The sequence below is a fragment of the Novosphingobium sp. AAP83 genome, assembly GCF_001295795.1.
GTDB lineage: Bacteria > Pseudomonadota > Alphaproteobacteria > Sphingomonadales > Sphingomonadaceae > Novosphingobium.
This window is the reverse complement of record NZ_LJHY01000020.1, coordinates 46,181-72,349: the sequence shown is the minus strand read 5'-3', so window position 1 is coordinate 72,349 and position 26,169 is coordinate 46,181. Positions and strand designations below refer to the sequence as shown.

The 26,169-nt window shown below is 60.5% G+C and carries 35 protein-coding genes; 10 read left to right on the top strand and 25 right to left on the bottom strand.

The annotated features are described in order from the left end of the window. Window positions 1-75 precede the first annotated feature (75 nt). Genes lpdA through IP81_RS10885 form a run of 5 tightly spaced genes read left to right on the top strand, consistent with a single transcriptional unit; the run spans window position 76 to window position 4,281 of the window. The gene (gene lpdA, locus IP81_RS10905; RefSeq protein WP_054108026.1) at window positions 76-1,476 is read left to right on the top strand and encodes a dihydrolipoyl dehydrogenase; all 1,401 of its coding nucleotides are present in this window, start codon (window positions 76-78) and stop codon (window positions 1,474-1,476) included. Window positions 1,477-1,487: 11 nt separating this feature from the next. Then, on the top strand, window positions 1,488-2,333 hold the full coding sequence (locus IP81_RS10900) for a hypothetical protein (protein ID WP_157573173.1): 846 nt from the start codon (window positions 1,488-1,490) through the stop codon (window positions 2,331-2,333). Between the two features lie 34 nt (window positions 2,334-2,367). Next, window positions 2,368-2,565: a hypothetical protein gene (locus tag IP81_RS10895; protein ID WP_054108024.1), complete on the top strand. Its 198-nt coding sequence runs from the start codon at window positions 2,368-2,370 to the stop codon at window positions 2,563-2,565. Between the two features lie 10 nt (window positions 2,566-2,575). Beyond that, on the top strand, window positions 2,576-3,670 hold the full coding sequence (locus tag IP81_RS10890; protein WP_054108023.1) for a serine hydrolase: 1,095 nt from the start codon (window positions 2,576-2,578) through the stop codon (window positions 3,668-3,670). Further along, a complete protein-coding gene (locus IP81_RS10885; protein ID WP_054108022.1) occupies window positions 3,667-4,281 on the top strand; it encodes a trimeric intracellular cation channel family protein in 615 nt (204 codons plus the stop codon). The genes IP81_RS10890 and IP81_RS10885 overlap by 4 nt, the downstream gene beginning before the upstream one ends. Before the next feature lie 25 nt (window positions 4,282-4,306). Here the strand turns inward: IP81_RS10885 and IP81_RS10880 are convergent, their stop codons facing one another. The 7 genes from IP81_RS10880 to IP81_RS10855 form a co-directional block, all read right to left on the bottom strand. Continuing rightward, a complete protein-coding gene (locus IP81_RS10880; RefSeq protein WP_054108021.1) occupies window positions 4,307-5,308 on the bottom strand; it encodes an NADPH:quinone oxidoreductase family protein in 1,002 nt (333 codons plus the stop codon). 94 nt (window positions 5,309-5,402) lie between these two features. Next, the gene (gene leuD, locus IP81_RS10875) at window positions 5,403-6,011 is read right to left on the bottom strand and encodes a 3-isopropylmalate dehydratase small subunit (RefSeq protein WP_054108020.1); all 609 of its coding nucleotides are present in this window, start codon (window positions 6,009-6,011) and stop codon (window positions 5,403-5,405) included. A gap of 39 nt (window positions 6,012-6,050) precedes the next feature. Next, window positions 6,051-6,212 (bottom strand): LPXTG cell wall anchor domain-containing protein, encoded by a 162-nt coding sequence (locus tag IP81_RS20200; protein WP_157573172.1) that lies wholly within the window; start codon window positions 6,210-6,212, stop codon window positions 6,051-6,053. A gap of 60 nt (window positions 6,213-6,272) precedes the next feature. After that, on the bottom strand, window positions 6,273-6,812 hold the full coding sequence (locus IP81_RS10870; RefSeq protein WP_231626452.1) for a DNA-deoxyinosine glycosylase: 540 nt from the start codon (window positions 6,810-6,812) through the stop codon (window positions 6,273-6,275). After that, window positions 6,767-7,297 carry a hypothetical protein gene (locus tag IP81_RS10865; RefSeq protein WP_054108019.1) on the bottom strand — a complete coding sequence of 177 codons (531 nt, stop codon included), beginning with the start codon at window positions 7,295-7,297 and terminating at the stop codon, window positions 6,767-6,769. Before IP81_RS10865 ends, IP81_RS10870 begins: the two co-directional genes overlap by 46 nt. Window positions 7,298-7,304: 7 nt before the next feature. After that, a complete protein-coding gene (gene leuC / locus IP81_RS10860; protein WP_054108018.1) occupies window positions 7,305-8,738 on the bottom strand; it encodes a 3-isopropylmalate dehydratase large subunit in 1,434 nt (477 codons plus the stop codon). A 108-nt stretch (window positions 8,739-8,846) separates the two neighbouring features. Further along, on the bottom strand, window positions 8,847-9,227 hold the full coding sequence (locus IP81_RS10855; RefSeq protein ID WP_054108017.1) for a hypothetical protein: 381 nt from the start codon (window positions 9,225-9,227) through the stop codon (window positions 8,847-8,849). 135 nt (window positions 9,228-9,362) lie between these two features. Here IP81_RS10855 and IP81_RS10850 point away from each other — a divergent pair, with 135 nt between their 5' ends. After that, window positions 9,363-9,881 (top strand): sterol desaturase family protein, encoded by a 519-nt coding sequence (locus IP81_RS10850; protein WP_054108016.1) that lies wholly within the window; start codon window positions 9,363-9,365, stop codon window positions 9,879-9,881. A gap of 4 nt (window positions 9,882-9,885) precedes the next feature. After that, window positions 9,886-11,403, top strand: coding sequence for a right-handed parallel beta-helix repeat-containing protein (locus IP81_RS10845; RefSeq protein WP_082356106.1), 1,518 nt, complete (start codon window positions 9,886-9,888; stop codon window positions 11,401-11,403). A 1-nt stretch (window position 11,404) separates the two neighbouring features. On the opposite strand, the gene IP81_RS10840 is transcribed toward IP81_RS10845, so the two are convergent. Genes IP81_RS10840 through IP81_RS20195 form a run of 13 tightly spaced genes read right to left on the bottom strand, consistent with a single transcriptional unit; the run spans window position 11,405 to window position 15,786 of the window. Beyond that, window positions 11,405-11,755 (bottom strand): YbaN family protein, encoded by a 351-nt coding sequence (locus IP81_RS10840; RefSeq protein WP_054108014.1) that lies wholly within the window; start codon window positions 11,753-11,755, stop codon window positions 11,405-11,407. A gap of 5 nt (window positions 11,756-11,760) precedes the next feature. Further along, entirely contained in the window at window positions 11,761-12,174 is a 414-nt protein-coding gene (locus tag IP81_RS10835) for a SufE family protein (protein ID WP_054108122.1), read from the bottom strand. Between the two features lie 51 nt (window positions 12,175-12,225). Then, window positions 12,226-12,402 carry a hypothetical protein gene (locus IP81_RS20910; RefSeq protein WP_197274598.1) on the bottom strand — a complete coding sequence of 59 codons (177 nt, stop codon included), beginning with the start codon at window positions 12,400-12,402 and terminating at the stop codon, window positions 12,226-12,228. Further along, a complete protein-coding gene (locus tag IP81_RS10830; RefSeq protein WP_054108013.1) occupies window positions 12,399-12,611 on the bottom strand; it encodes a hypothetical protein in 213 nt (70 codons plus the stop codon). The genes IP81_RS20910 and IP81_RS10830 overlap by 4 nt, the downstream gene beginning before the upstream one ends. A gap of 28 nt (window positions 12,612-12,639) precedes the next feature. Then, window positions 12,640-12,885, bottom strand: coding sequence for a hypothetical protein (locus IP81_RS10825; RefSeq protein ID WP_082356105.1), 246 nt, complete (start codon window positions 12,883-12,885; stop codon window positions 12,640-12,642). 12 nt (window positions 12,886-12,897) lie between these two features. After that, on the bottom strand, window positions 12,898-13,170 hold the full coding sequence (locus IP81_RS10820) for a hypothetical protein (protein WP_054108011.1): 273 nt from the start codon (window positions 13,168-13,170) through the stop codon (window positions 12,898-12,900). Further along, window positions 13,167-13,472: a hypothetical protein gene (locus IP81_RS10815; protein ID WP_054108010.1), complete on the bottom strand. Its 306-nt coding sequence runs from the start codon at window positions 13,470-13,472 to the stop codon at window positions 13,167-13,169. The genes IP81_RS10820 and IP81_RS10815 overlap by 4 nt, the downstream gene beginning before the upstream one ends. After that, the gene (locus IP81_RS10810; protein ID WP_054108009.1) at window positions 13,469-13,807 is read right to left on the bottom strand and encodes a hypothetical protein; all 339 of its coding nucleotides are present in this window, start codon (window positions 13,805-13,807) and stop codon (window positions 13,469-13,471) included. The genes IP81_RS10815 and IP81_RS10810 overlap by 4 nt, the downstream gene beginning before the upstream one ends. Continuing rightward, the gene (locus tag IP81_RS10805) at window positions 13,807-14,088 is read right to left on the bottom strand and encodes a hypothetical protein (protein ID WP_054108008.1); all 282 of its coding nucleotides are present in this window, start codon (window positions 14,086-14,088) and stop codon (window positions 13,807-13,809) included. Before IP81_RS10805 ends, IP81_RS10810 begins: the two co-directional genes overlap by 1 nt. 26 nt (window positions 14,089-14,114) lie before the next feature. Continuing rightward, on the bottom strand, window positions 14,115-14,489 hold the full coding sequence (gene pspC / locus IP81_RS10800; RefSeq protein ID WP_054108007.1) for an envelope stress response membrane protein PspC: 375 nt from the start codon (window positions 14,487-14,489) through the stop codon (window positions 14,115-14,117). After that, entirely contained in the window at window positions 14,486-14,791 is a 306-nt protein-coding gene (gene pspB / locus IP81_RS10795; protein WP_054108006.1) for an envelope stress response membrane protein PspB, read from the bottom strand. The genes pspC and pspB overlap by 4 nt, the downstream gene beginning before the upstream one ends. Before the next feature lie 3 nt (window positions 14,792-14,794). Beyond that, window positions 14,795-15,631: a phage shock protein PspA gene (pspA, locus tag IP81_RS10790; RefSeq protein WP_054108005.1), complete on the bottom strand. Its 837-nt coding sequence runs from the start codon at window positions 15,629-15,631 to the stop codon at window positions 14,795-14,797. Next, window positions 15,628-15,786 (bottom strand): hypothetical protein, encoded by a 159-nt coding sequence (locus tag IP81_RS20195; protein WP_157573171.1) that lies wholly within the window; start codon window positions 15,784-15,786, stop codon window positions 15,628-15,630. Before IP81_RS20195 ends, pspA begins: the two co-directional genes overlap by 4 nt. Window positions 15,787-15,957: 171 nt before the next feature. Between IP81_RS20195 and pspF the strand changes: the two genes are divergently transcribed. Together pspF and recF are read left to right on the top strand one after the other, a co-directional pair. Then, complete coding sequence (gene pspF, locus IP81_RS10785; protein ID WP_054108004.1) at window positions 15,958-16,983, top strand: phage shock protein operon transcriptional activator; 1,026 nt, start codon at window positions 15,958-15,960, stop codon at window positions 16,981-16,983. A gap of 41 nt (window positions 16,984-17,024) precedes the next feature. Beyond that, entirely contained in the window at window positions 17,025-18,092 is a 1,068-nt protein-coding gene (gene recF, locus IP81_RS10780) for a DNA replication/repair protein RecF (RefSeq protein ID WP_054108003.1), read from the top strand. Window positions 18,093-18,100: 8 nt separating this feature from the next. Here recF and IP81_RS10775 read toward each other — a convergent pair whose 3' ends face one another. Both IP81_RS10775 and IP81_RS10770 read right to left on the bottom strand, forming a co-directional pair. Next, complete coding sequence (locus IP81_RS10775; protein ID WP_054108002.1) at window positions 18,101-20,662, bottom strand: ABC transporter permease; 2,562 nt, start codon at window positions 20,660-20,662, stop codon at window positions 18,101-18,103. Next, a complete protein-coding gene (locus IP81_RS10770; RefSeq protein ID WP_054108001.1) occupies window positions 20,659-21,351 on the bottom strand; it encodes an ABC transporter ATP-binding protein in 693 nt (230 codons plus the stop codon). Before IP81_RS10770 ends, IP81_RS10775 begins: the two co-directional genes overlap by 4 nt. Before the next feature lie 68 nt (window positions 21,352-21,419). Here IP81_RS10770 and IP81_RS10765 point away from each other — a divergent pair, with 68 nt between their 5' ends. After that, entirely contained in the window at window positions 21,420-22,100 is a 681-nt protein-coding gene (locus IP81_RS10765) for an arylesterase (protein WP_054108000.1), read from the top strand. Window positions 22,101-22,253: 153 nt separating this feature from the next. Here the strand turns inward: IP81_RS10765 and IP81_RS10760 are convergent, their stop codons facing one another. The 3 genes from IP81_RS10760 to IP81_RS10750 all read right to left on the bottom strand — a co-directional run bounded on the left by IP81_RS10760 (window position 22,254) and on the right by IP81_RS10750 (window position 25,984). Further along, window positions 22,254-22,670, bottom strand: coding sequence for a DUF805 domain-containing protein (locus tag IP81_RS10760; RefSeq protein ID WP_054107999.1), 417 nt, complete (start codon window positions 22,668-22,670; stop codon window positions 22,254-22,256). A 53-nt stretch (window positions 22,671-22,723) separates the two neighbouring features. After that, complete coding sequence (locus tag IP81_RS10755; protein WP_054108121.1) at window positions 22,724-23,140, bottom strand: DUF805 domain-containing protein; 417 nt, start codon at window positions 23,138-23,140, stop codon at window positions 22,724-22,726. 156 nt (window positions 23,141-23,296) lie between these two features. Further along, the gene (locus IP81_RS10750) at window positions 23,297-25,984 is read right to left on the bottom strand and encodes a TonB-dependent receptor (protein WP_054108120.1); all 2,688 of its coding nucleotides are present in this window, start codon (window positions 25,982-25,984) and stop codon (window positions 23,297-23,299) included. Window positions 25,985-26,169 lie beyond the last annotated feature (185 nt).

The following is a 26,169-nucleotide window of genomic DNA, read 5'->3' as shown; positions in this document are numbered from 1 at the left end:
CGTGTTTCTTGAATTGAGTCCAAGGCCGCTCATGCTGAGCTTATCGAAGCATCATCGCGCAACGGAGGCCGAACAATGGCTGAATACGACTACGACGTGCTTGTCATCGGTGCCGGTCCTGGCGGTTACGTTGCGGCCATCCGCGCGGCACAACTGGGCCTGAAAACAGCCTGCGCCGACGGACGCGAAACGCTGGGCGGAACCTGCCTCAACGTCGGTTGCATTCCGTCCAAGGCGCTGCTGCACGGATCGGAGAAGTTCGACGAGGCAGTGAACGGCACGTTCAACACTTACGGCATCAAGACCGGCCCGGTCACGCTCGACCTTACCGCGATGCAGGCGCAGAAACTGGATTCGGTCAAGCAATTGACCGGCGGCATCGAGTTTCTGTTCAAGAAGAACAAGGTCACCTGGCTCAAGGGCTATGCCGCATTTGATGATGCGCACACGGTCACCATCGCTGGCCAAAAGGTCACCGCCAAGAACATCGTGATCGCCACCGGTTCGAGCGTCACTCCCCTGCCCGGCGTAACCGTCGACAACGACGCAGGCGTGATCGTGGATAGCACCGGCGGATTGGCGCTGGATCGCGTGCCCGAACACATGGTTGTGATCGGCGGCGGCGTGATCGGGCTGGAGCTCGGCTCGGTATGGCGCCGTCTGGGCGCGAAAGTGACGGTCGTTGAATTCCTCGATCAATTGCTACCCGGCATGGATGGCGATGTGCGCAAGGAAGCCGCCAAAATCTTCAAGAAGCAAGGCATGGACCTGAAGCTTTCCACCAAGGTGACCGGCGTCTCCGTCAGCGGCAAAACCGCGACGCTGACGGTCGAGCCTTCAAAGGGTGGCGATGCCTCAACCATCGAGGCCGATTGCGTTCTGGTAGCGATTGGCCGCCGCCCCAATGTCGAAGGCCTCGGCCTCGACAAGATCGGCCTTGCCGTCAACGCGCGCGGCCAGATCGAAACCGATCATGATTTTGCCACAAAGGTCGATGGCGTCTGGGCGGTGGGCGATGTGATCCCCGGCCCGATGCTGGCGCACAAGGCCGAGGACGAAGGCATTGCCGTGGCTGAAAATATTGCTGGCCTGACCGGCATCGTGAACCACGATCTGATCCCCGGCGTGGTCTATACCTTCCCCGAATTCGCAGGCGTTGGCCTGACCGAGGAAGCAGCGCGCGAAAAAGGCGAAATCAAGGTCGGCAAGTTCCCGATGCTGGCCAACAGCCGCGCCAAGACCAACCACGAACCCGACGGCTTTGTAAAAGTCATCGCCGACGCCAAGACCGACCGCGTTCTGGGCGTCTGGTGCATCGCATCGGTGGCCGGCACGATGATCGCGCAAGCCACGCAAGCGATGGAATTCGGCGCAACATCAGAAGACATCGCCTATACCTGCCACGCCCACCCGACGCATGCAGAAGCGCTGAAAGAAGCGGCCATGGCAGTGACGGGCAAACCGATCCATATGTGATCCGCGCATCTATGCCAAACACAACCCAAGGGCTGTCTGCACAAAAGCGGGCGGCCCTTTCGGTTTTGGCACTGGTCTTGCCAGTCTTGGCAGGGCTGGCGTGGATGATCGTTGCAGACGCACCGCTGCGGCTGGTCGCCACCAATCTTGCCGCACTCACTATTGCGCTGGTTATCATAGCACTGCCGGGACGATTTCTGCACACGCCTGCAACCGCGCTGCTTTGCGCAAGTGTCATGGTGCTGACAGCCATCGCCGGGACCGAAGTGGACAACGTGCGGCGCTGGTTCGCGCTAGGGCCGCTTCATTTGCATAGCGGGATGATGTTCCTACCGCTGTTTATCGTAACCCTGCCGCTGTTGCCGGTCATCCTGCGATTGGCGGCATTGGCGCTGGCGTTGTTCGCCACACTTTTCCAGCCGGATCTCGCCATGACACTTTCCCTGCTGGGCGCAACCGTATTCGCACCAGCGAACAAAGCAAAGCGCTTTGCATTGGGGATAGCCATTGCAGCTTTACTGGCTGGTGTTATGTTTGACCGCCCGCAACCTGCACCCGTCGCGTTTGTCGAAAGGGTAATCGCGCAAGCATGGGGGGCGTCCACAGGCTGGTTTTTGGTATTGCTGGCAGGACAAATCGCCATGCTTGGCATAGCCTTAAGCGCGCAAACGCAAGGCCGGGCGCTTGCCGGATTTTGGGCCGGATGTACTATTGCATCCATGATCGCCCCCTATCCATCACCCCTGATCGGCGGCGGCGCTGCTCCGATCATCGGCTTTGGTCTGGCACTATGCGCAATGCGGGCTACACAACGAATTGCTGCGCAAGGGGTGGGCAAGCGCGCGGACTTGGCCTAATCGCAAAGCTTGTAGAAATGAAGGAACATCCCCGATGTCGATCAAGCTTACCCTGACCGAAGATGAAACCGAGATCCTGATCGACGCGCTGGAAGCCGATATGGAAGGCTATCTCGAAGCGGCCAAGGAAGCGCGCGGCAATACGCGCCGGGAAGAGATGAAGACCTTTACCGATGCCGCAGAGCGCATTGGTGCATTGAAGGCCCGGCTTGAGGCGCTGCTCGGCGAATAAGCCAGCCCTCGTGCGGATCACCCGCCGCCTTGTCGTTTCCGCGCTTGCCGCTTGCGGGCTCCTGCCCGCAAGTGTGGCCGCGCAAGGAACGACCGGCGGTTTGGGTAATCTGCTTTCGCGGCCCATGTCGCCTGCGTCACTGGCAGCCATCCGCCGCGCACTCGACACACCGGGAATGGCGGTGCTGTGGCAGGCGGGATATGCGCCACCCGTGGTGCTCGCTGATGGCTTTCGGGCGGCCGGACACCCCTCGCCCGTCACGCCGCAAGACAAGTGGCATCTGGGATCAATCACCAAATCACTCACCGCCACCCTGTTTGCCCGCATGGTCGAAGCAGGCGTGATCGGCTGGGATACGCCCATCAGCGATGTCCTGCCCGATGTGCCGCGCCGCCAACGCAGCCTGACCTCGATCGAATTGCTCAGCCACCACGCGGGCCTTGCCAAGGACATCCCCTTGCGCTCCTTGTTCGCCATGCCGATGATCGAGGCCGACGCTCGCGCCAACCGTCGCAGCTATGCGGAAATGGCGCTGGACATGCGCCCCATCGGCCCTGCCCGCAGCGGCTATGCCTATTCCAACGCCGGCTATGTGCTTGCCGCGCACATGCTGGAGGAAGCAACCGGCCTATCTTATGAAACGCTGATGCAACGCGAAGTGCTGGGACCACTGGGCCTGACCAGCGCGGGGTTCGGCCCGCCGGGATCACCTGACCTGATCGATCAGCCGCGCGGCCACGAAGACGGCGAACATGTTTGGGCCGACAATCCCGCCGTGATGGCTCCGGCAGGCGGGCTGCACATGGCGCCGGGCGATCTTGTCACCTATCTGCGCGCGCACCGTGACCGCGCGCCGCTGTTGCGCCCGGAAAGCTGGGCGCAACTGCACACCCCTCGCTTTGGCAGCACCTCGGCACTCGGCTGGATCGCAGGCTCCGATGGCAGTTTGTGGCACAACGGGTCGAACACGCGCTGGTACGCCGAAGTGCTGGTCGAGCCGCAGTCCGGCCTGATCACGGGCTATTGCGGCAATGACATGGCGCTGTTTTCGATGCAACGCGCGCTCTTGCCCGCATTGCGCCAAGCCGCCATGGGCCAGCGATGACGCCAGCTATTCCCCAACTGCTTGATCTTGCAGGCATCGCCGTCTTCGCGCTGAGCGGTTCGCTGCTCGCCGCCAAGCTGCGGCAGACATTCGTCACGATGGCGTTCTTTGCGCTGATCACGGGCGTTGGCGGTGGATCGGTGCGCGATCTGCTGATCGGTGCGCCGGTGTTCTGGGTGCGCGATCCATGGGTTGCGCCGGTATGCCTTAGCATTGCACTGTTGAGCTGGTTCACACCGCGCACATGGTGGGACAAACCGGTGCTTGAATGGGCCGATGCCGCAGGCCTTGGCGCTTATGCGGTGATCGGCACGGCCAAGGCGCTGGCGTTTGGCGTGCCCCCCGTTCCCGCCGTCCTGATGGGCGTGCTCACCGGCTGCGCTGGCGGGATTATCCGCGATGTGCTGGCCGGATGCCCTTCGATCCTGATGCGGCCGGAGCTTTACGTGACGGCAGCCGCACTTTCATCAGTGCTGTGCGCAGGCGGGATGGCGCTGGGACTATCGAGCGGGCTCGTCTGGCCCGTCGCCGCACTGGCAGGATTTGGACTGCGCGGCGCGGCGATCTGGTGGCGGTTGGGCTTGCCAGCCTATCGGGCGGATGCGGCGTAGACACGCCCCCCCGCCCGCACAAGCATCAACCGATCATTTCAACCACGACTTTGCCCATTGCCTTGCGGTCCTCCAGCATCGCAATCGCATCACTGCCCTGTTCCAGCGCAAAGCGCGATGATACGCGCGGGTTGATCTTCCCCGCCTTAAGCAGTTCAAACAATTCAGCCACTTGCGCCTTGAACCTAGCAGGTTCTCTGGCAATGAACGCGCCCCAGAACACGCCGCAAACGTCGCAGGCTTTCAGCAACGTAAGGTTCAACGGCAGCTTGGCAATGCCCGCCGGGAAACCCACCACCAGAAAGCGCCCTTCCCAAGCAATCGCACGCACTGCGGGTTCCGAGTAATCACCGCCCACGATATCATAGACAATATCCGCGCCCGTTGGCCCGCAGGCCTTTTTGAACGCTTCGGCAAGTTCCTTCGATTGCGCTTTGTCAAATGGCGCGCGGCCATAGACGACCACTTCATCGGCCCCTGCGGCGCGTGCCACAGCGGCCTTTTCCTCGCTCGAAACACCCGCGATCACGCGCGCGCCATAGGCTTTGGCAAGCTCGACCGCCGAAAGCCCCACGCCGCCCGCCGCGCCCAGCACCAGCACCACATCGCCCGCCGCGATATGACCGCGATCCTTCAACCCGTGGATGGTCGTGCCATAAGTCATCAGCAGCGATGCACCGGTGGCAAAGTCAACGTCATCGGGCAGTGCAAACAGGCTACTGGCAGGCGCGATGACTTTTTCCGCAAGGCCGCCGTGGCCGATCATCGCAATTACGCGATCCCCCACCGACCAGCCTGAAACGCCTTCACCCAATGCCTCGATCGTGCCTGCCAGTTCGCTGCCGGGGGCATAAGGGCGCTCCGGCTTGAACTGGTACAGATCGCGGATCATCAGCGTATCGGGAAAGTTGATCGAGCACGCGTGCACGCGCACCAGAACTTGGCCTACCCCTGCCACAGGATCGGGCAGATCATCCAGCACCAGTGTTTCCGGGCCGCCCGCAGCGTGAGTGCGCAGTGCCTTCATTGCATTGTCTCCCAAAGCCTTATGCGGAATCAATCCGCTTGATGCTTTAAGGAAGCAAGTTTTGCGCGGCTTGGAAAGTGTTTTAATTGAGCGCTTAAGCTGCCGCTACGGCATCGGTGCCGCGCGCAAGAAAGGGCAACTGGTCGCGCATTCTGGCCTCGTGCGTGGAAATCGCATCATTGCGCGCCATCGTCAGCCCCACTTCATCAAGGCCGCCCAGCAGGCAGTTCTTGCGAAACGCATCGATTTCGAACGAATAGCGGTCCTGAAACGGAGTGGACACGGTTTGCGTTTCCAGATCGATCATCACCGGATCGGTCTGCGCTACTTCCATCAAGCGGTCGATGGCTTCTTGCGGCAAAACCACGGTCAGGATGCCGTTCTTGAACGCATTGCCCGAGAAAATGTCGGAAAACGAAGGCGCGATCACCGCCTTGATCCCCAGATCCAGCAAGGCCCAAGCCGCATGTTCGCGGCTGGAACCGCAGCCGAAATTGTCGCCCGCAATCAGGATCGGCGAGCCGGAAAATTCGGCGCTGTCAAAGATATTGTCCGGGTCTTCGCGCAGTGCCTCAAACGCACCGCGCCCAAGGCCCTGACGCGTAATCGTCTTGAGCCACTTGGCAGGGATGATCACGTCTGTGTCGACGTTCTTGCGGCCGAACGGGATAGCCCGTCCATCAATCTGGTTCACCGGTTCCATGCCGCCGCTATAGCTTCAGCGATGATCGATGCAAGTCAATCAATCCGTCTCGGGCACGTCTACCGGCGGGGTTTTGGGCCCGGTGCTTTCGGCGCGCTCCTTGCGGCGCGAGGCATATAGCAAAGCTGCCGCAAGCGCTGCCGAGCCAATCGCCGCGCCCGCCATGGCAGCTTTGCCAGTCCAGTCGGTTTTCTTGCTCACAGCTTTTGCTCCTTGGTATGGCCGACTTTAAATTGGCCCAATGTCATCAAATTGCAAGGATCAGAGCAGGAATTTTCGCAGACTTAGCCATTGCGCCAGCTTTTCATTAAACGAAAGCGCCGCATGGGCAGGGCTGCTTGATGGCAACCGCACCAGTTCAACCGCCTCCATACCGGCCAATTGCGGTGCGCCAATCGCTGCCGCTTTGGCACCGTTGAAGGCCACCGCGCGCAATTGTGGAAGGGCCATTGCAAGGTCTGCAAGGGCATTGGCCTTCACATCGCGGATCGCCGTATCAAGGCTGCCCATACGTGTGGCCGAGCCAATCGCGTCCCACAATCCGATGCCGTGACCAAGCAGGGCTGAAAGGCGAGCATGATAATCCTGACTGGGCAGATCACCCGCGATCACCCCGCCGACCAGCCGCCAGAACTGGTTGCGCGGATTGGCGTAATAGCGCCCCACCGCCAGGCTTGCCTCGCCCGGCAAGCTTCCCAAGATCAGAACGCGGGTATTGCCATCAACAACCGGCGCGAAAGACGCCTTGCGCGCGTTCAGCGCTGCACCAGCGGGCTGATCGGATCGCGACCTGCTTCCCACTGGCTCCACTTGTCGCCCAGCGCGAGATGATCCACCGCGCCTTCGCGCATCGCAGCAGCGGCCTGCGCGGCGGGCAATGGCGGTAATGGGCCATTGTCGCCCATCATCAATTCATCGCCAAGTAAGCGGAAGTCTTTCGGGCCGGGGCGGAAGGCCTGCACCACCGTCATCACATTGCCGCCATACTGAACAACGTCGATTACCAAGGCATCCACCTCGCCCGTGGGCGTGTTCACGCGCACTTGCCTTGCAATCGCACAATCGGGCCATTGGCCTGCGCCGCCAGTGATAAACGCCTTGGCCTTGGCGTCCTGCTCCAGCGGCGTGGCACCCTCAAACGTGCTTAGCGCACGATTGCCATCGCTGCGCATGCACAGCGATTGCGGCTGGTACTGTCCTCCCGGCGGCAGGTCCGAAACGCTCCAGAATGCGTGGGCCATCAAGAACCCTGCAAGCTGGAGCGCCGCGATCGGAAGGCCTGCCATCGGCGCGTCAGGCCATCAGCTTGCGCACATCGGTCAACCGGCCCGTAACGGCTGCCGCTGCGGCCATCGCGGGGCTGACCAGATGCGTGCGCGCACCGGGGCCTTGGCGACCGACGAAGTTGCGGTTCGATGTTGAAGCGCAGCGTTCGCCTGCGGGCACTTTATCAGGGTTCATGCCAAGGCATGCCGAACAGCCGGGTTCACGCCATTCAAAGCCCGCGTCCACAAAGATACGGTCCAGCCCTTCGGCTTCGGCCTGCTTCTTTACAAGGCCTGATCCGGGAACAACAATCGCCCACTTCACATTATCGGCCTTTTGACGCCCCTTCAGGATCGCAGCAGCGGCGCGCATGTCTTCGATGCGGCTATTGGTGCACGAACCGATAAAGATGTTCTGCACTTCCACGTCTTCCAGCAGCTGTCCCGGTGTCAGCCCCATATAATCAAGGCTGGCGCGCGCCGCGGCTTGCTTGGAAGGATCGGCAAAGCTTTCAGGCGCAGGGATAATGCCGGTAATCGGCAAGACATCCTCGGGGCTGGTTCCCCAGGTGACCGACGGTGCGATATCGGCTGCATCAATCACCACGACCTTGTCGTATTTCGCGCCCGCATCGGTAGCAAGGCTGGTCCACCATGCCACGGCTTTGTCCCAATCGGCACCCTTGGGTGCATAAGGACGGCCTTCGAGGTAAGCGAAAGTCTTGCCATCGGGCGCGCACAGGCCCGCTCGCGCGCCGTGTTCAATCGCCATGTTCGAAATCGTCAGTCGGCCCTCGATCGAAAGATCGCGGATGACCGATCCGGTATACTCGATCACCGACCCGGTGCCGCCCGCTGCGCCGAGCACGCCGGTAATGTGCAGCACCACGTCTTTGGCCGTCACGCCCGGCAGCAATTGCCCTTCAACGCGCACTTCCATCGTTTTGGATTGCTTCAGCAGCAGCGTTTGCGTGGCCAGCACATGCTCGACCTCGCTGGTGCCAATGCCGAATGCCAACGCGCCCAGCCCACCGTGGCAGGCGGTGTGGCTATCGCCGCACACAATGGTTGCGCCCGGCAAGGAAAAGCCCTGCTCTGGCCCAACCACATGGACAATGCCCTGCTCGTCATCGGCATCACCGATATAGCGGATGCCGAATTCGGGCGCATTGCGTTCAAGCGCTTCCAATTGCAGTGCCGATTCAACATCGGCGATGGGCACACGCGCGCCATCGGCGGTGCGGCGTGCGGTCGTGGGCAGGTTGTGATCGGGCACTGCCAACGTCAGATCGGGGCGGCGCACCTTGCGGCCTGCCACACGCAGGGCTTCAAACGCCTGCGGGCTGGTCACTTCATGCACGAGGTGACGGTCAATATAGATCAGGGCAGTGCCATCATCGCGCTGTTCAACAACGTGGGCGTCCCAAATCTTCTGGTAGAGGGTGCGGGCTTTGTTTGACATGATGCCAGCGGTTAGGCCCGCCCTTCCCGCAATTCAAGCAGGAAAGGACGGGCTGACCACTGTTCGGGCGTAATTTTGTTACGCTTACGCCTTACTTTAGCCGCGCCATTAGCCTCTGCGGCCATCGCGGTCGCGCTTGTCGATCTGCAAGCGCGCGTTAACCACAGCGATGCGGCGCTCCAGCGTGCGGTATTCCGAAACGCTGAGGCCCCGATTGGCATAGCGGTTATAGGTCTGCTTGATGTCGCGTGCGTCGCGGCGCAGGCCTTGGGCTTCGCGCGGCGAAAGGCGGTGGTTGGCTTGCGCCCGCTGGATCCGGTTATCGAGCTGGTTGATGTCGCGCCGGATTTCGGCATTGCGTGCGGGCGTCAGGTACGATGCCTCGGCGCGATTATTGCCGGGATAGCGATCGTTGTCGCGTGCCATCGCCGGTGCGGCAACCCCGGCGATCATGGTTGAAAGGGCGAGTGCGATAATAGTCTTGCGCATGATGTCTGCTCCTTGTTTGCGTTGAAGACAAACTGCGCTCCCTTGCCTGAACGGCAGAAAAACAACACGTCGCGACTTTCGGGCAAAGTGTAAGAATATGTCGCGGGGCGCGTTTCGCCAGTGTATGGGGACCAGATGCAAATCCTCGCCGCCTTGCTCATCATTATCGCCACCGTGCTCGCCATGGAATTCGTTGCCTGGAGCAGTCACAAGTACATCATGCACGGCTTTGGCTGGGGCTGGCACCGCGATCACCACGAACCGCACGATAACTTTCTTGAAAAGAACGATCTTTACGCCGTGTTTGGCGCGGCCATTTCGATCTCCGCGTTCATGTGGGGCAGCCCGGTCATCGCTGGCGCATTGGCATGGTGGCCCGCCACGTTCATCGGCATCGGCGTGCTCATCTACGGCATAATCTACACCGCCATTCACGATGGCCTGATCCACCAGCGCTGGTTCCGCTATGTGCCCAAACGCGGCTATGCCAAGCGCCTGGTCCAGGCCCACAAGCTGCACCACGCTACCATCGGCAAAGAAGGCGGCGTCAGCTTCGGCTTCATCTTCGCGCGCGATCCTGCGGTGCTGAAAAAAGAACTGCGGGCACAGCGCGAACAAGGCATAGCGGTGCTGCGCGAGGCGGTTGAGGGGTGATGCCATGCCATTGCAAAGACCCACGTCAAAGCTAGTTCTGCTTGGCGTTATCATTCTGTCTTTGCTTGGCTTTGGATACTCTTTATTTGGAAATTTATATCGGAGATCGCCTGATCTTGTTTCTCCTCCTTGTTTGAAAAGCGCACCTGTTGCGTCATCCCGCACGTTTTACGTTGACCCCATTCGTGGAACCGATGCTGGCAATGGATCGGTTGAGCGTCCTTGGCGTAACCTGCAGCGCATTATCGATGCCAAGTTGGTTGGTTCGCAGTTTGCTGAAACCCCCATATATCAATATTGGATCGCGCGCATTCTGGGAACACAGCCCACTGCTCGTATATATGATAATCCCGATAGCATTGTTGGTGACGGCGACACCATTTTGTTGGCGACAGGGGACTACGGCCCTCTCAATCTTAGAGGCATTATAAACCGTGCTCCGATCACCATTTCTGGTGCGCCCGGGGCCAATGCGCGCTTTTCACAAATCCTGATGGAAGGCACTGCGCACTTTGCCTTCAAAGATTTCGAAGTAAGCTCGAAAGCTTGGGCCACCGGGACGAGACACCTTGTAAACATGCGCCCTGAACCAAGAGCGCGGCGATCAAACGGCATCTCGTTTTCTGGTTTGCGCGTGGGCGGACAAGACAGCATTGCAAATTTAACACCCGAACAATGGGCAAAGAATTCAAACAATGGATTCCTGATGTTCGGCGATTGTTTGAACATCGACAAGAGCAAAGTTCACGACGTCCATATTGGCGTCTCTTTGTATCATGTAACCAAAGCCCTCGTCAGCAATAATGAAATTCATGATTATTCCGTTGATGGCATTGATTTTTCAGGAAACGATATTGTCATTCGAAACAATGTGATACGTGATCATTGGCCGACAGGGGATGCATTGCACCCTGATTGCATGCAAGGACAATCAACGCCGCACAATCCCACTTTCGGACCGGTACTGATTGAACACAATGTTTGCCTATCCGATACGTCGGCACGCCATTCAAAGCGTTTGCAGGGTATAAACATCTTCGACGGCAAGTGGGTTGACGTTAAAGTGGAATGCAACTTCGTCAGACCTACCATCGCCCACGGAATCAGCATGTATGGCGTTAACTCCGCCACTATCGCCAATAACATCGTGATTGGCTGGCCAGATGCGCCCACTGCGCCGTGGATTTCGTCTATGCCTTCGAAGGAGGGACGATATCCCGTAGCCAATCTCATCACAAATAACCAATCGACGGCCTATCTCAATGCCGTTCACGGTGCCCCTTTCCCGCATGCCGAAATGATCAAAAATTTGCGCGTCAATATGAATGACCCGCAAATATTACAGATGCTTTCGGTTCCGATTAGCGGGGTTAGGCTCGTCAAAAATGAATGGCTGTCCCCGGCATGGGATTTGTCCGGGGATACGCGATTTAAGCCATTACAACGGCCGACATACAACGCGATAATCTCGGTCGAACAGGCCAAAGCCGATCTGGCTGCATTGCCGGGATGCGCTTCCTAACTTATTCCGCCCGCGTCCAGATCCACACCCCGACAGTTCCCATCGTCACTGCGGGTATCAGTACCCACGGCCAGCCAGCCGTCACTGCGGTCAGTACTACGCCAGCCGCCATCGCCAGCAATGCGCCCTGTTTGCCCTTGCGCGAAATCGCGCGGCGTGTGCGCCATTGGTGCAAAGGCGGGCCATAGCGCGGGTGATCGAGCAAGCGCTGTTCCCAGGCCGGATTAGACCGGGCAAAGCAGAATGTGGCAAACAACAGGAATGGCACGGTAGGCAAAACCGGCAGAAACGCGCCTATTGCCCCCAACGCGACCGAGATCACACCGCCCGCAAGATAGAGATGGCGGCGCAAGCGGCTCAGGCCGTTGCCGCCAGCCGCGCTGCATGTTCACGCACCAGCGCGATCATGTTGGGCACGCCCTGCGTCCGGTTTGAAGACAATTGCTTCTTGAGGTCGAATGGCCCCAGCGCTTCGGCAATATCGGTCGCGGCCACTTCAGCAGCGGGTTTAGCTTGCACGGCAGAAAGCACCAACGCCACGATCCCCTTGGTGATCGCCGCATTGCTGTCGGCGAGAAAATGCAAGGTGTCGCCCTTACCCGGCGTTGGATAAACCCACACGCTGGCCGAACAACCGCGCACCAGCGTCGCCTCGGTTTTCAGGGCGTCGGGCATGTCTTCCAGTTCCCGCCCCAGTTCGATCAGCAAGCGATACCGCTCGTCACCGTCAAGGAACTCATACTCTTCAAGGATATCATCAAGGCTGCGCATCATTCGCATTTAGCGATACGCCCGCCCTTCGTCCATCGCGGATAAGGGGCATCAGCCCGAAAGTCCGCCCGGCCGCATCAGCGCAAAGTACAGCACGTATAGCCACGACAAAATGCCGTGAATCGCAGCCCACACGATGGATTTGTGCAGGCTCCAAGAAATCGCCACCGCAATCGCGCTGCCAAGCCCGATCCCGGCTTTGGCGGCGCCATCTCTGTGCTTGCTCATAAATCCACTCCTGCGGCGATGGCTTCAAGTTTGCGCAAGCGTTCGCGCATATCGGCAAGGTCGATCAGGCTGGCGGCATCGCCGGTTTCATAGCGCTCGAGTTCAAGGCGTTTCAACGCCAGCCAGCCATCCCACCCGCGCAACGCCGCCATAGCGATCATGGCAAGGCCGGTGAGTGCGGATAAAGCCAAGACAATATCGGAAGTCATATCGGCAACTCCCTCAAGGGGTTGAGGATTATTTCTCGCGCAGCGATTCAATCTCGCGCGAGAGGCGGCGGGTTTCGCCATCCTCGGTGGCAATGCGCTCCAGCACTTCAAGCCGTTTGCGCATCTCGGCAACTTCGCGTTCAAGGCTGGCGGTATGGGCCGGGTCATGATCGACCACGTTTATGCCACTCCCGCGATGCTTGTCCTTGTTCATGCGGATGTTGGCCCAGGCAATGATGGCAACGATGGCAACCATGGCACTCCAGAATGACATTGCAGCGGTCCCTCAGTTGACCTTCATATCGCGCAGATTCTCGATCTGGAGCGCAAGGTCGGTGTTGTTTTCGGTGGCGATGCGTTCGAGCACGCGCACCCGTTGCTCAAGCCGTTCAGCCTGCGCGGCATATTGCGCGGCTTTCTCGGCGGTCTGTTTGGAAAACAGCTCAAGCTCGCGTTCGCGGAAAGCAAGGCGGCGCTTGTAGATGTCCGATCCAATGCCCAGCACGATGGGCAGCACGATCACCATAAACACCAGCGTTAGGACTATACTCTCGTTCATTGTGCCCTCCTGTCGCCCGCATCACGCAGCGCATCGATTTGCACTGCCAAATCAAATCCCCGGTCGGTAACGATAGCCTCAACATTGGCCAGCCGCTTGTGCGTCGCCTCAAGCTGCTGATGCAAACGCGCGTTTTCCTCGCGCAATTGGACCACTGCTTTATCGTCAGCGCGGTCAGTCTTGCCGCCCCATTCGTCTTCCAAAGCATAGCCATGGCGCGCGCGGATCCAGTTGTTGATCAGCCAGCCGACGGTAGAGATCGCGATGATCCCCAGAACAAAGTCCGGTCCGCCCCAGTTCATTGCGGCCTACCCTCACCCTGAAGGCGCAGCGCCTCGATCTGCTGGGTCAGGCCAAAGCCGCTATCGGTCACGATCCGCTCGACATTCGCCAGCCGGTCCTTGACCGAGCCGAGTTCAGCGCGAAGCTGCGCGTTTTCCTGGCTGAGCAGCTTGATCCGCTCCAGTTCCGCGCTCGACGTCTTGGGATAAACCGCCTGCCCCCAAGCCCCGTCCAGCGGATAGCCATGGCGCACCCGCATCCAGGTGGTAATCACCCAACCCGCCACCCCGGCCACGGTCACCGTCCCGATAAGCGGCGCAAGGTTCGTGATCTGTGCAAGGTTCTCGATTGCCATCACACCCTCCGGTCTTCAAGCGCGGCACTATCACGGCGCAGCGCTTCGATCTGGGCGGCGGTGTCGAAACCCTTGTCGGTCACGATCCGCTCAAGCACCCGCACACGCTCTTCAAGATCGCGGGTGTGCTGGGCATATTGCGCCGCTTTTTCAGCGCTCAATTCCGCCGTTGCATTGATCTGCATCTCGGCGATTTTTTGGCGGTGTTTGGTCCAGATGGCTACAATCGGAATGCACAAGGCAACGATCGGAATAAGCGTGCCCAGTTCTGCCGGTCCCATGATTTTAGTCCCCTAGTGAATTTATATCAGCGCAGCTTTTCGATCTCTGCCGAAAGGCGCGGGTTGCTGTTGACGTAATAGTTTTCAACTTCGGCCAGACGGCGGTCGATATCACGGAAGCTGGCGCGCACTTCGCGGGCGGTGCGGGCTGGCGATTGGCGCACGCCCTGCCAGAACTTTTGTTCTTGCCGGTCGCTGTAAAGATTGCCGGGTTTCTTGTCGGTCAGAAAGCCGAGCACGAAATAGGCGAAAAACGGCCACCCCATCGAAAAGGCCAGAACAAGAAAGCCAAGCCGTATCCACAGCGCGTCAACCCCGGTGTAGTCGGCAATTCCGGCGCAAACGCCCATCACCTTGCCGTTGACCTTGTCACGATAAAAACGGGTACGGGGGCTATTCACTTCGAAGTCCTTCCCTGTTCGGCGAACATGCGGTCCAGTTCGCGCAGCTTCTGGTTGTCGGTTTCGCGGTCATGCATGATGCGGGCCGGCTTAAACTCCGGGTTGTCCGCAGCGACCAGACGCTCGACCGTATCCATGCGATCATCAAGGCGGCGGGCGAGCTGGTACAGTTCCTCCAGCAAAGCTTCATCGCCATTGGTCAGGGTGGCCCCCGTTTTCCACTTGGTGATGTAATGCAGGATCATCCACGGCAGGCCCACAAAGATGGCCAGAACTGCCGTCAGCGGAATCAACTCTTCCATGACTCAGCCTTCCTTGCCCAGCATGCGCTTCATCGCATCAAGCTCTTCGTCGATCTTGTCCTGCCCTGCCAAAGCGGCAATTTCATCGGCCAGACCGGGCTTGCTGCTTTCAGCAAGGCCCAGCGCATCGGCGCGGCCTTCGGCATAATCGACGCGGCGTTCAAGCTGGTCGAACCGTGCCATCGCCTCGTCCACCCGCTCGCTGGCCAGCAACGTGCGCAGACGGACGCGGTTTTCGGCGCTTTCAAGGCGCGCGGCAATCGCGGTCTGGCGGCTGCGGGCTTCGCGCAGGCGGGTTTGCAGCTTTTCGATGTCGATTTCATAAGCGCGCATCGCATCATCCAGCACGCCGATTTCGGCCTGAAGCTGCACCGCCATATCAGCAGCCTTCTTCTTTTCCACCAAGGCCGCGCGGGCCAGATCTTCGCGGTCTTTCGAAAGCGCCAATTGCGCCTTTTCCGACCAATCGGCCTGAAGCCGGTCCAGCTTGGCCACATGGCGGCCCATTTCCTTCTGATCGGCAATGGTGCGCGCCGCAGAAGCGCGAACTTCGACCAGCGTTTCTTCCATTTCCATGATGATCATGCGGATCATCTTCGAAGGATCGTCAGCCTTTTCCAACAAATCGTTGAAATTGGCGGCAATGATGTCGCGGGTCCGCGAAAAGATGCCCATCAGGTTTACTCCGGTGTTGAAAGATGATGACGAAAAAGCGGGGCCAGAAAAAGCAGGGCGGGCGCGATCATTTGTGCCGGGATTTGTGCGAAGGCGCTCCATTTCCGCATCAAGGCGGGTGATGCGCCGCCCCTCGGCCCGGGGCGGGCTCAGATCATCGCTCATGCAAGTTCACCGGTAATGGCCGCTGTCGATGCCATCACGCTGGGCACGGCATCGACTTGCTGGGTCAGCGCAAAGACGCACAGAACAACGATCGCACCAATGCTGGCAAGGCTGGCGCGTCCAAGCTGGGTGGAAAAGAAGTGGGCGGTGTACATCTTGCGAACCTTTCGGCGGGTGTTTCGGCCTCTCAGCCGGGATTGTTAATGTTATAGCAAAGGGTGTGCCAAACCGCCGAAGTGCCGGTTTATCGGCAAATTTGCGCATAAGCCTTTCCCTTAACCTAGGATATATTGCCAAACCTTGGGATTTATCGCTATTCATTGGCAATGGATCGGGAAGTTCAATTCATGGGGCAATCGGGCGCGTTCCTTGACGCGGTCGAACGTGCCAGCCGCGCCGCGCCGATGCGCCGCCCTGTGCTGGTGATTGGCGAACGCGGGACCGGCAAGGAACTGATCGCCGAACGCCTCCACCGCCTGTCCCCACGCTGGTCAGAACCGCTGATCACGATGAATTGCGCGGCCTTGCCCGAAACGCTGATCGAGGCTGAGTTGTTCGGGCACGAAGCCGGCGCTTTCACCGGTGCCACCCGCGCCCGCACCGGCAGGTTTGAAGAGGCTGACAAGGGCACGCTGTTCCTTGACGAACTCGGCACACTATCAATGGGCGCACAAGAACGCCTGCTGCGCGCGGTGGAATACGGCGAAGTCACCCGCATCGGTTCCAGCAAGCCGGTGCGCGTTGATGTGCGCATCGTGGCCGCCACCAACGAAGACCTGCCCAAGATGGCTGAACAGGGCCGCTTCCGCCCCGATTTGCTGGATCGGCTCAGCTTTGAAGTGATCACCCTGCCCCCGTTGCGTGTGCGCGAAGGCGATGTGGCCGTGCTTGCCGATTATTTCGGACGGCGCATGGCCGCAGAATTGCAGTGGGACACATGGCCCGGCTTTGCTCCGCAAACACAAAAGGCGCTTGAGGAATACCTCTGGCCCGGCAACGTGCGCGAATTGCGCAACGTGGTCGAACGCGCGGTTTATCGCTGGGATGATTGGACCAACGCCATCGCCAGCGTCCAGTTTGATCCCTTCGAAAGCGCGTGGAAGCCTATTTCGCCGCCCCGCGCGGCTGAGGCGGTGGACACCGCCCCCGCACGCAGTTCCCCTGCGCCCGCGCCCGATCTCGATGGCGTCAACGATCTGCGCGCCGCCGTCGAAGCCCACGAACGCACGATCATCGAACACCACCTCGCCCGCAACCGCTATAACCAGCGCCAAACCGCAAAAGCCCTCGGCCTCAGCTACGACCAGTTGCGCCACTGCATGAAAAAGCACGGGTTGATGGAGCGGGGGTAGGCTTTGCACCAAACCGCAAAACCCCCTAACGCGTCGCTCCTATGTCGCTCACCCGCCTCACCTTGCGCGATTTTCGCAATCATGCCGCCACGCGGCTCGAAGGTATGCGCGCATTCAACGTGCTGGTGGGGGAAAACGGCGCGGGCAAGACCAACGTGCTCGAAGCGATCAGCCTGCTTGCCCCCGGACGCGGCCTCCGCCGCGCGCAACCGGCGGAAATGGCCGGACGCAACGGCAGTGGCGGTTTTGCCGTAGCGGCTGAAATAGAAGACGGCGCGGTCCAGATCGGCACCGCCACCGATCCGCAAACCCCGAACCGTCGCATCGTGCGCATCAACGGCGCAGAAGGCCCCGCCGCGCGGCTTGGCGAATGGCTCTCGATCACCTGGCTTACCCCTGCGATGGACCGCCTTTTTGCCGAAAGCGCAGGCTCGCGGCGGCGCTTCCTTGATCGCCTCGTGCTCGCCCGTGATCCCGGCCACGCCCGCACTGCCACCCGCTATGAAACCGCGCTGCGCGAACGCAACCGCCTGCTTGGCGAAGCGTCTGAACCCGATCCGGTGTGGCTGGATGGCATCGAGGCGCAAATGGCCGACAGCGGCGCAGCACTCGCGTCATCGCGCGCCGCGCTGGTATCAGACCTCAGCCTGATCCTCGAAACCGTGCCCGAACACCCCTTCGCACGGCCCCTGCTCCACTATGCCAGCGAAGTACCGCTGAACCCCGAAGCCTTGCGCGCCAGCTTGCGCGAAGGCCGCCGCCGTGATCGCGCAGCAGGCCGCTCGCTCACCGGACCGCACCGCGATGATCTGGCCGTCACGCTCGCCGCCAAGAACGCGCCTGCCGCCGATTGCTCGACCGGCGAACAAAAGGCTATGCTGATCGCCATCGTCCTTGCCCATGCTGGCCTGACCGCAGGCGAACGGCCGCGCCTGCTCCTGCTCGATGAAATCGCCGCGCACCTCGACCCGATCCGCCGCACCGCCCTGTTTGAACGCCTCGCCCAATCGGGCGCGCAAGTGTGGATGACCGGCACCGAAATCGCCCCCTTCGCCGAAATCGCCGATGCCAGCGCAGTGTGGACCGTGCGCGAAGGGGTAGCGGTCTAAATCCTTGCCTACAGCTCGCGCAGCACTTGCGCAGGCCTTGTCCGCAACAAGCCAACCGAGCCTATAATCGCCAGTCCCATCACCAGCGCCACGCCGCCGCCCAGCACGCCAAGGATGCGCGGCCAATCGGGCAGCCAATCGAACTCGAACAGCAGCACGATCACCCCCCACGCAACGCCGGTGCCCAGCAACAAGGCAACGCCTGCCAGCAGTGCGGAAAGCAAGCCGTATTCGGCCAGCAACAGCACAAGCAATTGGCGACGGCTTGCTCCCAGCACGCGCAGGATCGTGTTGTCATACGTCTTGCGTTCACGCGCCGCCGCAATCGCGCCTGCCAGCACGGCCATACCCGCAAGGATCGCCACACTGGCCGCAGCAAGGATCGCCGTGCCCATTTGCGAAAGAATTTCCCGCGCCTGTCCCAGCACCGGCCCGATTTCAACCACCGAGCTTGACGGCAGGGCCTTGACCAACCCTGACAGGATCGCGCGGCGCACTTGCGGGGTTTTGGCGGTGGCGGGCAGGCTTACCGTGGCGGCAAGGTTGTGCGGGGCATCGGCGATGGCATTGGGGCTGAACACCAGCACATAATTGAAGCCCATGTTCTCCCAGTTGATCTGGCGGAACGAGGCGATTGTGGCGCTACGTTCAACGCCAAGGATCGAAACCGCAATCCGGTCGCCCAGTTTCAGGCCGAGCACGGTGCGCAAATCGTCATCAACCGAAACGAGCGGTTCGCCGGTGTAGCCGGGCGTCCACCACGCGCCTTGGGTCAGCACATTGCCTTCGGGCAAGGTATCGGCATAGGTCAGCCCGCGATCCCCGCGCAGCGGCCATGCGTTGTCGGGTATCTGCTTGAGGTCCGCCACGCGGGTCATCGCCGATGCCGGTCCATAGGCAACGATAGAGCCGCGCAGGGCCGCCACGGTGCGGATATCGGCAGCGGGCGCGGCCCGTTTCACCACGGCGGTGAACGCGTCCATCCGGTCACGCGGCACATCGAGCACGAAGTAATCGGGCGCGCGGTTCGGCACGCGGCTGACGATATTGCCATCAAGGCTGGTCTGCACGCCCGCTAGCAGCACGAAAGAGGCAAGACCAAAGCCCAATGCGACAACCAGCGCAGAGGTCTGCGCGCCGGGCCGGTGGAGGTTGGCCAGAGCCATGCGCGCGATTGCGCCCTTGGGCCGGGGCAATCGCGCGGCAAGAGCAGTCAGGCCCTTACCCAGCAATGTCAGCAACACGAAAAGCGCAGCAGCGCCGCCCAAAAACCCCGCCGCCAGCAGCGGCTGCGGCGCGGTACAAATCGCCAGCGCGGCAATCCCGGCAAGGCCAAGGCCCACTGGCAGGAGTACCGCGCGCCACTGCGAGGCCAGCGGATTCACCCGCGCCCGCATCAACGCCATCGCCGGAAAATCGCGCGCACGCACCAGCGGCGGCGCAGCAAAGGTCAGCGATATCAGCGCACCATAAGCCGCCGCAATGGCAAGCGCGCGGGCATCGATCACCAGCCCGGGCTCAATCGGCAGCAAGCCTTTCAGCGCTTGGCCGAGCAGCGGCGTGACCGAGATGCCAACCGCCAAGCCGCCAACGATCGCCAGCGAAGAGGCGGCGGCAAGCTGCAACAGGAAAATGCGCGCGATATCGCCACTGGATGCACCAAGGATCTTGAGCGTGGCGATGCTGTTGCGGCGCGCTTCGAGGTAGGAATTCACCCCGTTGCCGATACCGATGCCCGCAATCGCCAAGGCCGCCAGCGCCACCAGCACAAGGAACTGGCCCATGCGCGATACGAAGCGATCAAGGCTGGGCGAGGCCTTTTCGCGCGTGCGCACTTCATACCCTGCCAGCGGATACTTGGCCTTAATGCCCTCACCCAAGGCCACGGGATCGGCGCTGGCCGGAAGCTTCACGCGCAGCTTGGTGCGCACCATTGATCCGGGCTGCACCAGCGCCGAGGCCGCCAACGCTGCCTTGCTGATGATGATCGTGGGGCCGAGCGCGAACCCTTCGGCGAGCCGGTCCGGCTCACCACCGATCACCCCGCCGACAGTAAGCACGGCCTTACCGACCTGAATTCTATCGCCAACTTTGACGTCCAGGCGGTCCGCCACGCCCGGCGCGATCCATGCCGAAAGGCCCTGTGGCGCACCGGCTGCGGTTCCATCGGCAAGGGTGAAGCGCCCGTAAAGCGGCCACCGGTCGTCCACGGCTTTCAGTTCGACAGGCGTGGCGTTGGTAGCCCCCGCCGCGTCAGAAGAGGGTGGCCCGCCAACCCGCACCGCCATAGCCTGCAATCGCGCGCCTTCGGACACCTCGCCCATCGCGGCAATGCTCGTGCGCTCATCGGCAGATGGCTGCCGCGCCGCCAGCGTAAACTCCAGATCTGCGCCAAGCATTTCGCGCCCGCGCGTTTGCAATTCCCGCTCGATCGCGCCGGTCAGCGTGCCGATGGCGGAAAGCGCGGCAGTGCCCAGCACAAGGCAGACGAGCAGCAGCCGCAGGCCCTTGAAGCGCCAATCAAGCCCGCGCCGCGCAAGGCTCCAAGCCGCCCGCCATGACAGGTTCACGCGGCGCTATCCGATATGATGCGTCCATCGGCCAAGCGCACGATCCGTCCGCAGCGTGCCGCCAGCACCTCGTCATGCGTCACCATGATAAAGGTTGCGCCCGCTTCACCCGCACGGGCAAACAGCAGATCGGCCACAGCCGCGCCATTGGTGTTATCAAGGTTGCCGGTGGGTTCATCGGCAAAAAGAATGGCGGGTTTGGGCGCCAGCGCGCGGGCAATGGCAACGCGCTGCTGTTCACCTCCCGAAAGCTGCGCCGGATAATGGTGCAGGCGGTGGCCGAGCCCGACCGCGACCAGTTCAGCCTCTGCCCGCGCCATGGCATCTGGCATACCAGCCAACTCCAGTGGCGTTGCGACATTTTCCAGCGCAGTCATCGTGGGGAGCAAGTGAAAGGCTTGCAACACGATCCCGATACGTCCGCGCCGCGCGGCGGCAAGGCCGTCCTCGTCAAGTGCGGTGAAATCTGCTCCCGCCACGCACAGCGTGCCGCCGCTGGCCCGCTCAAGCCCCGAAAGGATCGCGAGCAGCGACGACTTGCCCGAGCCGGACGGACCGAGCAGCGCCAGCGTCTCGCCCGCGTTCACCGACAAATCGATGCCGCGCAGGATTTCAACCCGCGCCTCGCCATTGCCGAGCGAGAGCGTAAGGGCCTTGGCCGCGATTAGTTGGGGGTGGGTTCTTGTCACAAGCCTCAGGTGGCATAGATTGGTTGCAGGGCGCAACCGACACTTGGGGACGCGCCGCAGGAGTTACAATGCGCTACACCTCTTTGGTCGCCGCCTTTTTGATTGTGGGATGCTCTGCCGAAAAAGCGCCTGACCCCGCGCCTATGGCATCGCAATCCGCAGCGCCGGTACCAGCCAATGCGCCAGTAATCCTTGCGTTCGGCGACAGTTTGTATGCCGGATACCAGCTCAATCCGGGCGAAGGCTATCCGCCACGGCTGGAGGCCGCTTTGCTCGCAGCGGGAACGCCGGCGCGCTTGGTCAATGCGGGCGTTTCAGGCGATACCACCGCAGCGGCATTGCAGCGTCTGGTGTTCACGCTCGACAACCAGCCGGTGAAGCCTGCCCTCGCGCTGGTGGGGTTGGGCGGCAACGATATGCTGCGCGGGTTGCCCCCTGCCGAAACACGCGCCAACCTTGATGCGATCCTGAACGAATTTGACAAACGCCAGATTCCCGTTGTGCTGACAGGAATGTTGGCCGCGCCCAATCTTGGTGAGGATTATGCCTCAAAATTCAATGTGATCTGGCCCGAACTTGCCAAGAAACATAAAACCGGTCTGGTGCCGTTCTTCCTGCAACCGGTGCTGGGAAACAAGGCGCTGATGCTGGATGACAACGTGCACCCCAATGCCCAAGGCATCGAACGGATCGTCGCGGCCACGCAAACAACGGTGGCAACAGCGCTAAAAGCTGCGGTGGCAAAATAATAACCCGTTCACGGAAGCCACCCTTTTTCTTCCCCCCTCCCGTTTACGGGAGCCGCCCCTTCTTCCCCCCTCCCGTTTACGGGAGGGGTCGGGGGTGGGCCTTTCGGGGGTGGGCCTAACCTTTTATCCGATGGGCGCGCTCCCCTCACCCCCTCAGCGAAAAACATCCACCGGCGATGGATTCTTCGGATCAGCGCCAAACCGGTTGGTCCCACGCGTGCCGTCCAGACACATCAACACAAACAGCGCAAACCAGCCGAACAGCGGGATCAGCCACAGTAAAAGCAACCAGCCGGACCGGTCCTGATCGTGCAAACGCCGCACCGAAACAGCCAACCCCGGCACCACGCTCACCAGCCAGAACAAACCGCTGATCCAGCCCCCTGATCCGACCAGACGGCTGCCATAAACAAACGCCCCATTGCCGCGTTCAACATCGTTGGTTCCGAAAACGATGTTCAGCAGCACCATCACAAGGAAATAGAACAGTGCAAAGCCCCAATATTCCTTGCGACGCGAACGCCCGCCAAACTCTGCATAGCGGCGGTATGACAGGGTCATCCAGTTCATGATGGCGCTTTCGAGTTGTGGAGCGCGACACCTTGTCGCGCTCCAACAGAATTTCAGGCAAAAACGTCGGCATTTGTGGGATCTTTGGGATCGTTGCCAAAGCGATTGGGGCCGCGCGTTCCATCAAGGCACATGAAGATGAATACGATCAGCCCGCCCACATAGGGAATAAAGCCAAGCAGAACCATCCAGCCCGATTTGTCCTGATCGTGGAAACGACGCACCTGAACGGCAATAGACGGGATGATGCTGCCCAACACGAATACCGCCAGAGCCAACACACCCACCCAAAACAGCGGACCGGGTTCGGACTGGCCGCTTTCATCCATTGTCATGCCGCCTGCCAGCATCAACATCACGCAAAGCATTGCCAGAAGGAAATTGAACAGGATAAACATCCAATATTCCTTGCGCTGTGATCGCCCCGAAAAATCGGCATAGCGTTTGTACGGCATCAACATCCATTCCATCGTCATTCCCCCATTTGCGTCCCGCGCTGTCGCGCAGCGTGCGAAAATGACCACGAATTACGCTCGCCTGCAAGTATCGACCGTCACCATCGCTGTTGAAACAAAAAAGGGGGCCGCAAAGCCCCCTTCTTCGTCAGCAAATATGACCCGGCTGGATCAGAACACAAACCGTGCAGCAACACCATACGTGCGTGGCTGGTTGGGATAGCCGGACAGCGAACCGACCTGCGCAGGGCTATCGAAGATCTGCATCAGCGTGCGGTCATTCAGCAGGTTGCGTCCCCATACCGTCAACGACAGGCCGTTTTCAAACGCATATGTCAACGATGCGTTCATATCGTTGATATCCTGACGGAATTCGCGGGCCGCTGCCAGTGCAAGGCTAACATCGCGCGATCCATCGGGATTGCGCACCACAAGGCCGGGCAGGCCTTCGACCAGATTGAACGGCGCTTCGTAGTGGTAATCAAGGTGTACGATCACCCGGTCACCATTGGCCAGCGGCTTGTTGTAATCCAGCGCAAGCGTTGTCGACAGCGGCGAAACGCCCGCAGGCGTGGACCCGCTCAGGTCACCAAACGCTGACAGCAAGAAGCTATCAAATTTGGGATCGAGATAGGTCATGGCGACAGACAGTGTCAGGTCGTCGGTCGGGCGAACCGATCCGTCAAATTCGATCCCGAACACCGATTGTTTGCCTGCATTGGCCAGGAAGAAGCCGGTGCCGGTGAACAGGTTCGATTGGAAGCCCTGGATCGATTGCTGGAACACTGCAAAGTTGGCCGAAGCAACGCCCCAGTTGCCCTTCATGCCGAATTCGTAAAGCGTGGCATCTTCCGGCGCGGCAAAGCGGCTTCCCTGGCTAAGGTTGTTAACGGCAAGGTTGCGTTGCCGCAGCGAGATCAGATCGGCTCCAGTCGGGCGGCTATCGCGCGAAAGGTTGACCGAGGCAGCCTTATAACCCGTGGCGTAAGTGGCATAGACGTTGACCGTATCGGTCACTTCCCAAGCCAGACGCGCGATATAGCTTAGGTCGCCATCGCTAACCCGGCCCGCTTCCACAGCGTTTGGCACGTTCTGGAACGGTGGGAAGAATTGCAGCGGCGTCAGGCCCAGCAGCGGGTTAAGCGCAGGGTTGGTCGAAGCCGCTGTCGCGCCTGCAACAATCGCCTGGAAAATCGGTGCGGTTGCCGGCGCGCTGGCGAATGCCCCTACGGCAGCCTGATCGGCAGGATTGACCCCGCGCCCGATCAATCCTTGCGCAATACCCCCGGCCCGCGCAAGCGCAACGAAATCAAGCCCCGCAAACACGTCGTTCGAAGTGGTATTGGTCGAGAAGCGCTTGGTATCATGGGTATAGTTCAGACCGCCCGTAAGTGTCAGCCCATCGGTGATCTCGAAGTCGACCTGCCCGAATACCGAATAGGCCTCGTTCTTCAGGCGATAGCTTTCATCAAGGCCCTGCCCGTTGCCAAAGAATGTGCCCGCCAGATTGCGGCCCACCAGCGGCGATAACTGGGCTTCGAGTGCTGCAGCGTTAGTGCAGCGCGGGTTTGCTGAGGCGCAACCGCTCGCGCCTTGGATCAGCAGGTTGGCATAAGAACGCGCGTTTGCGCCCCAGCTGATTTCGTTGGTCTGGTTGACCGATTCATTGAAGTAGAAACCACCCAGCAGCAGGTTGACCGGACCATCCCAATTGGTGGCGGCGCGCAATTCCTGCGTAAAGGTGTTCAACCGCAGGTTCTGGAAGTTGCGGCCCAGCAGATCCACTGCGGTGAAATCCGAATCCTGATTGGTGATCGCATCCGTGCGGCGATAGGCCGTGATCGAGGTCAGGTTCACCGGACCCAGTTCATAGTCGATCTGGCCCGAAAAGCCCCAGTTCGTGATGTCGTTGGTCGATGCGAAGTTGTTATAGATCACATCGTTAAACTTGGCCGCAGGGTCGTTCACAACCGTCCGCCCCGCGCCGATCGCCTTGATCGCACCGGTTGCGGCCGATTGGCGGATGTTCACCACCGCGCAGCAGTTTTCATCGATCTTGGCATAATCGCCGATCAAACGCACCGAAAGCGCGCTGCTGGGCTCGATCAGGATCTGCCCGCGCGCGAACCAGCGGTTGCGCTCGTTTTCCTGAATGCCCGCGCCCAGATCGTCAACAAAGCCGTCGCGCTTGTTCAATCCGCCGGCGATGCTGGCCGCGATGGTTTCCGAAATAGGGCCGGTAATCACGCCTTTCAGCACCAGCGCATTGAAGTTGCCGTAGCTCGCTTCAACATTGCCGCCCAGTTCGAACTGCGGCTTTTGCGTGACGAGCGAGATCACGCCCGCGCTGGCGTTCTTGCCGAACAGCGTCGATTGCGGCCCCTTCAGCACTTCCACGCGCTGCACGTCGGGCAAATCGGCGATCATCGATGCCGAGCGCGAGCGGTACACGCCGTCCACAAACAGACCCACCGATGGCTCGATCCCGGCGTTGTTTGCGCCATTGCCGAAGCCGCGAATATAGAAGTTGGTGTTGGCCGAGCTTTGCAGCTGGTTCACGCGCAGCGACGGCACCAGCGAGGACAAGTCCTTGATATCGCGAATCTGCGCACGCTCAATGGCTGCTGCACTGGTCACCGAAACCGCAATCGGCACGTCTTGCAGCGTCTGCTCGCGCTTCGAAGCGGTCACGATGATTTCGCCATAGGCCGGCTCGGGCACTGCCCGATCAGTCGCAGGCTGCGCCTGTTCCTCAGCCGCGCTTTGCGCATGGGCGGTTGTGGCGATCGTCATGGCGAGGCCGCAGGCACCAAACATAAGAGCAGCGCGTCCGGTGCGACCAGCGAAGTTTGACTTCATTGCCTTGTTTTCCTTTTCATTTTCCGGCTGACACAAAACGCCTGCCTTTGCGGCTTAGACACATCAAACGGATGGACATCCAAAATCCCTAACCGCACCATTAAACCCGCCAACTGCGGGGAACAATCCGCCGCACCCCAAAAATGGTGATTTTCCGTGCATTATCCCCCACTGTTGCAAAAGAG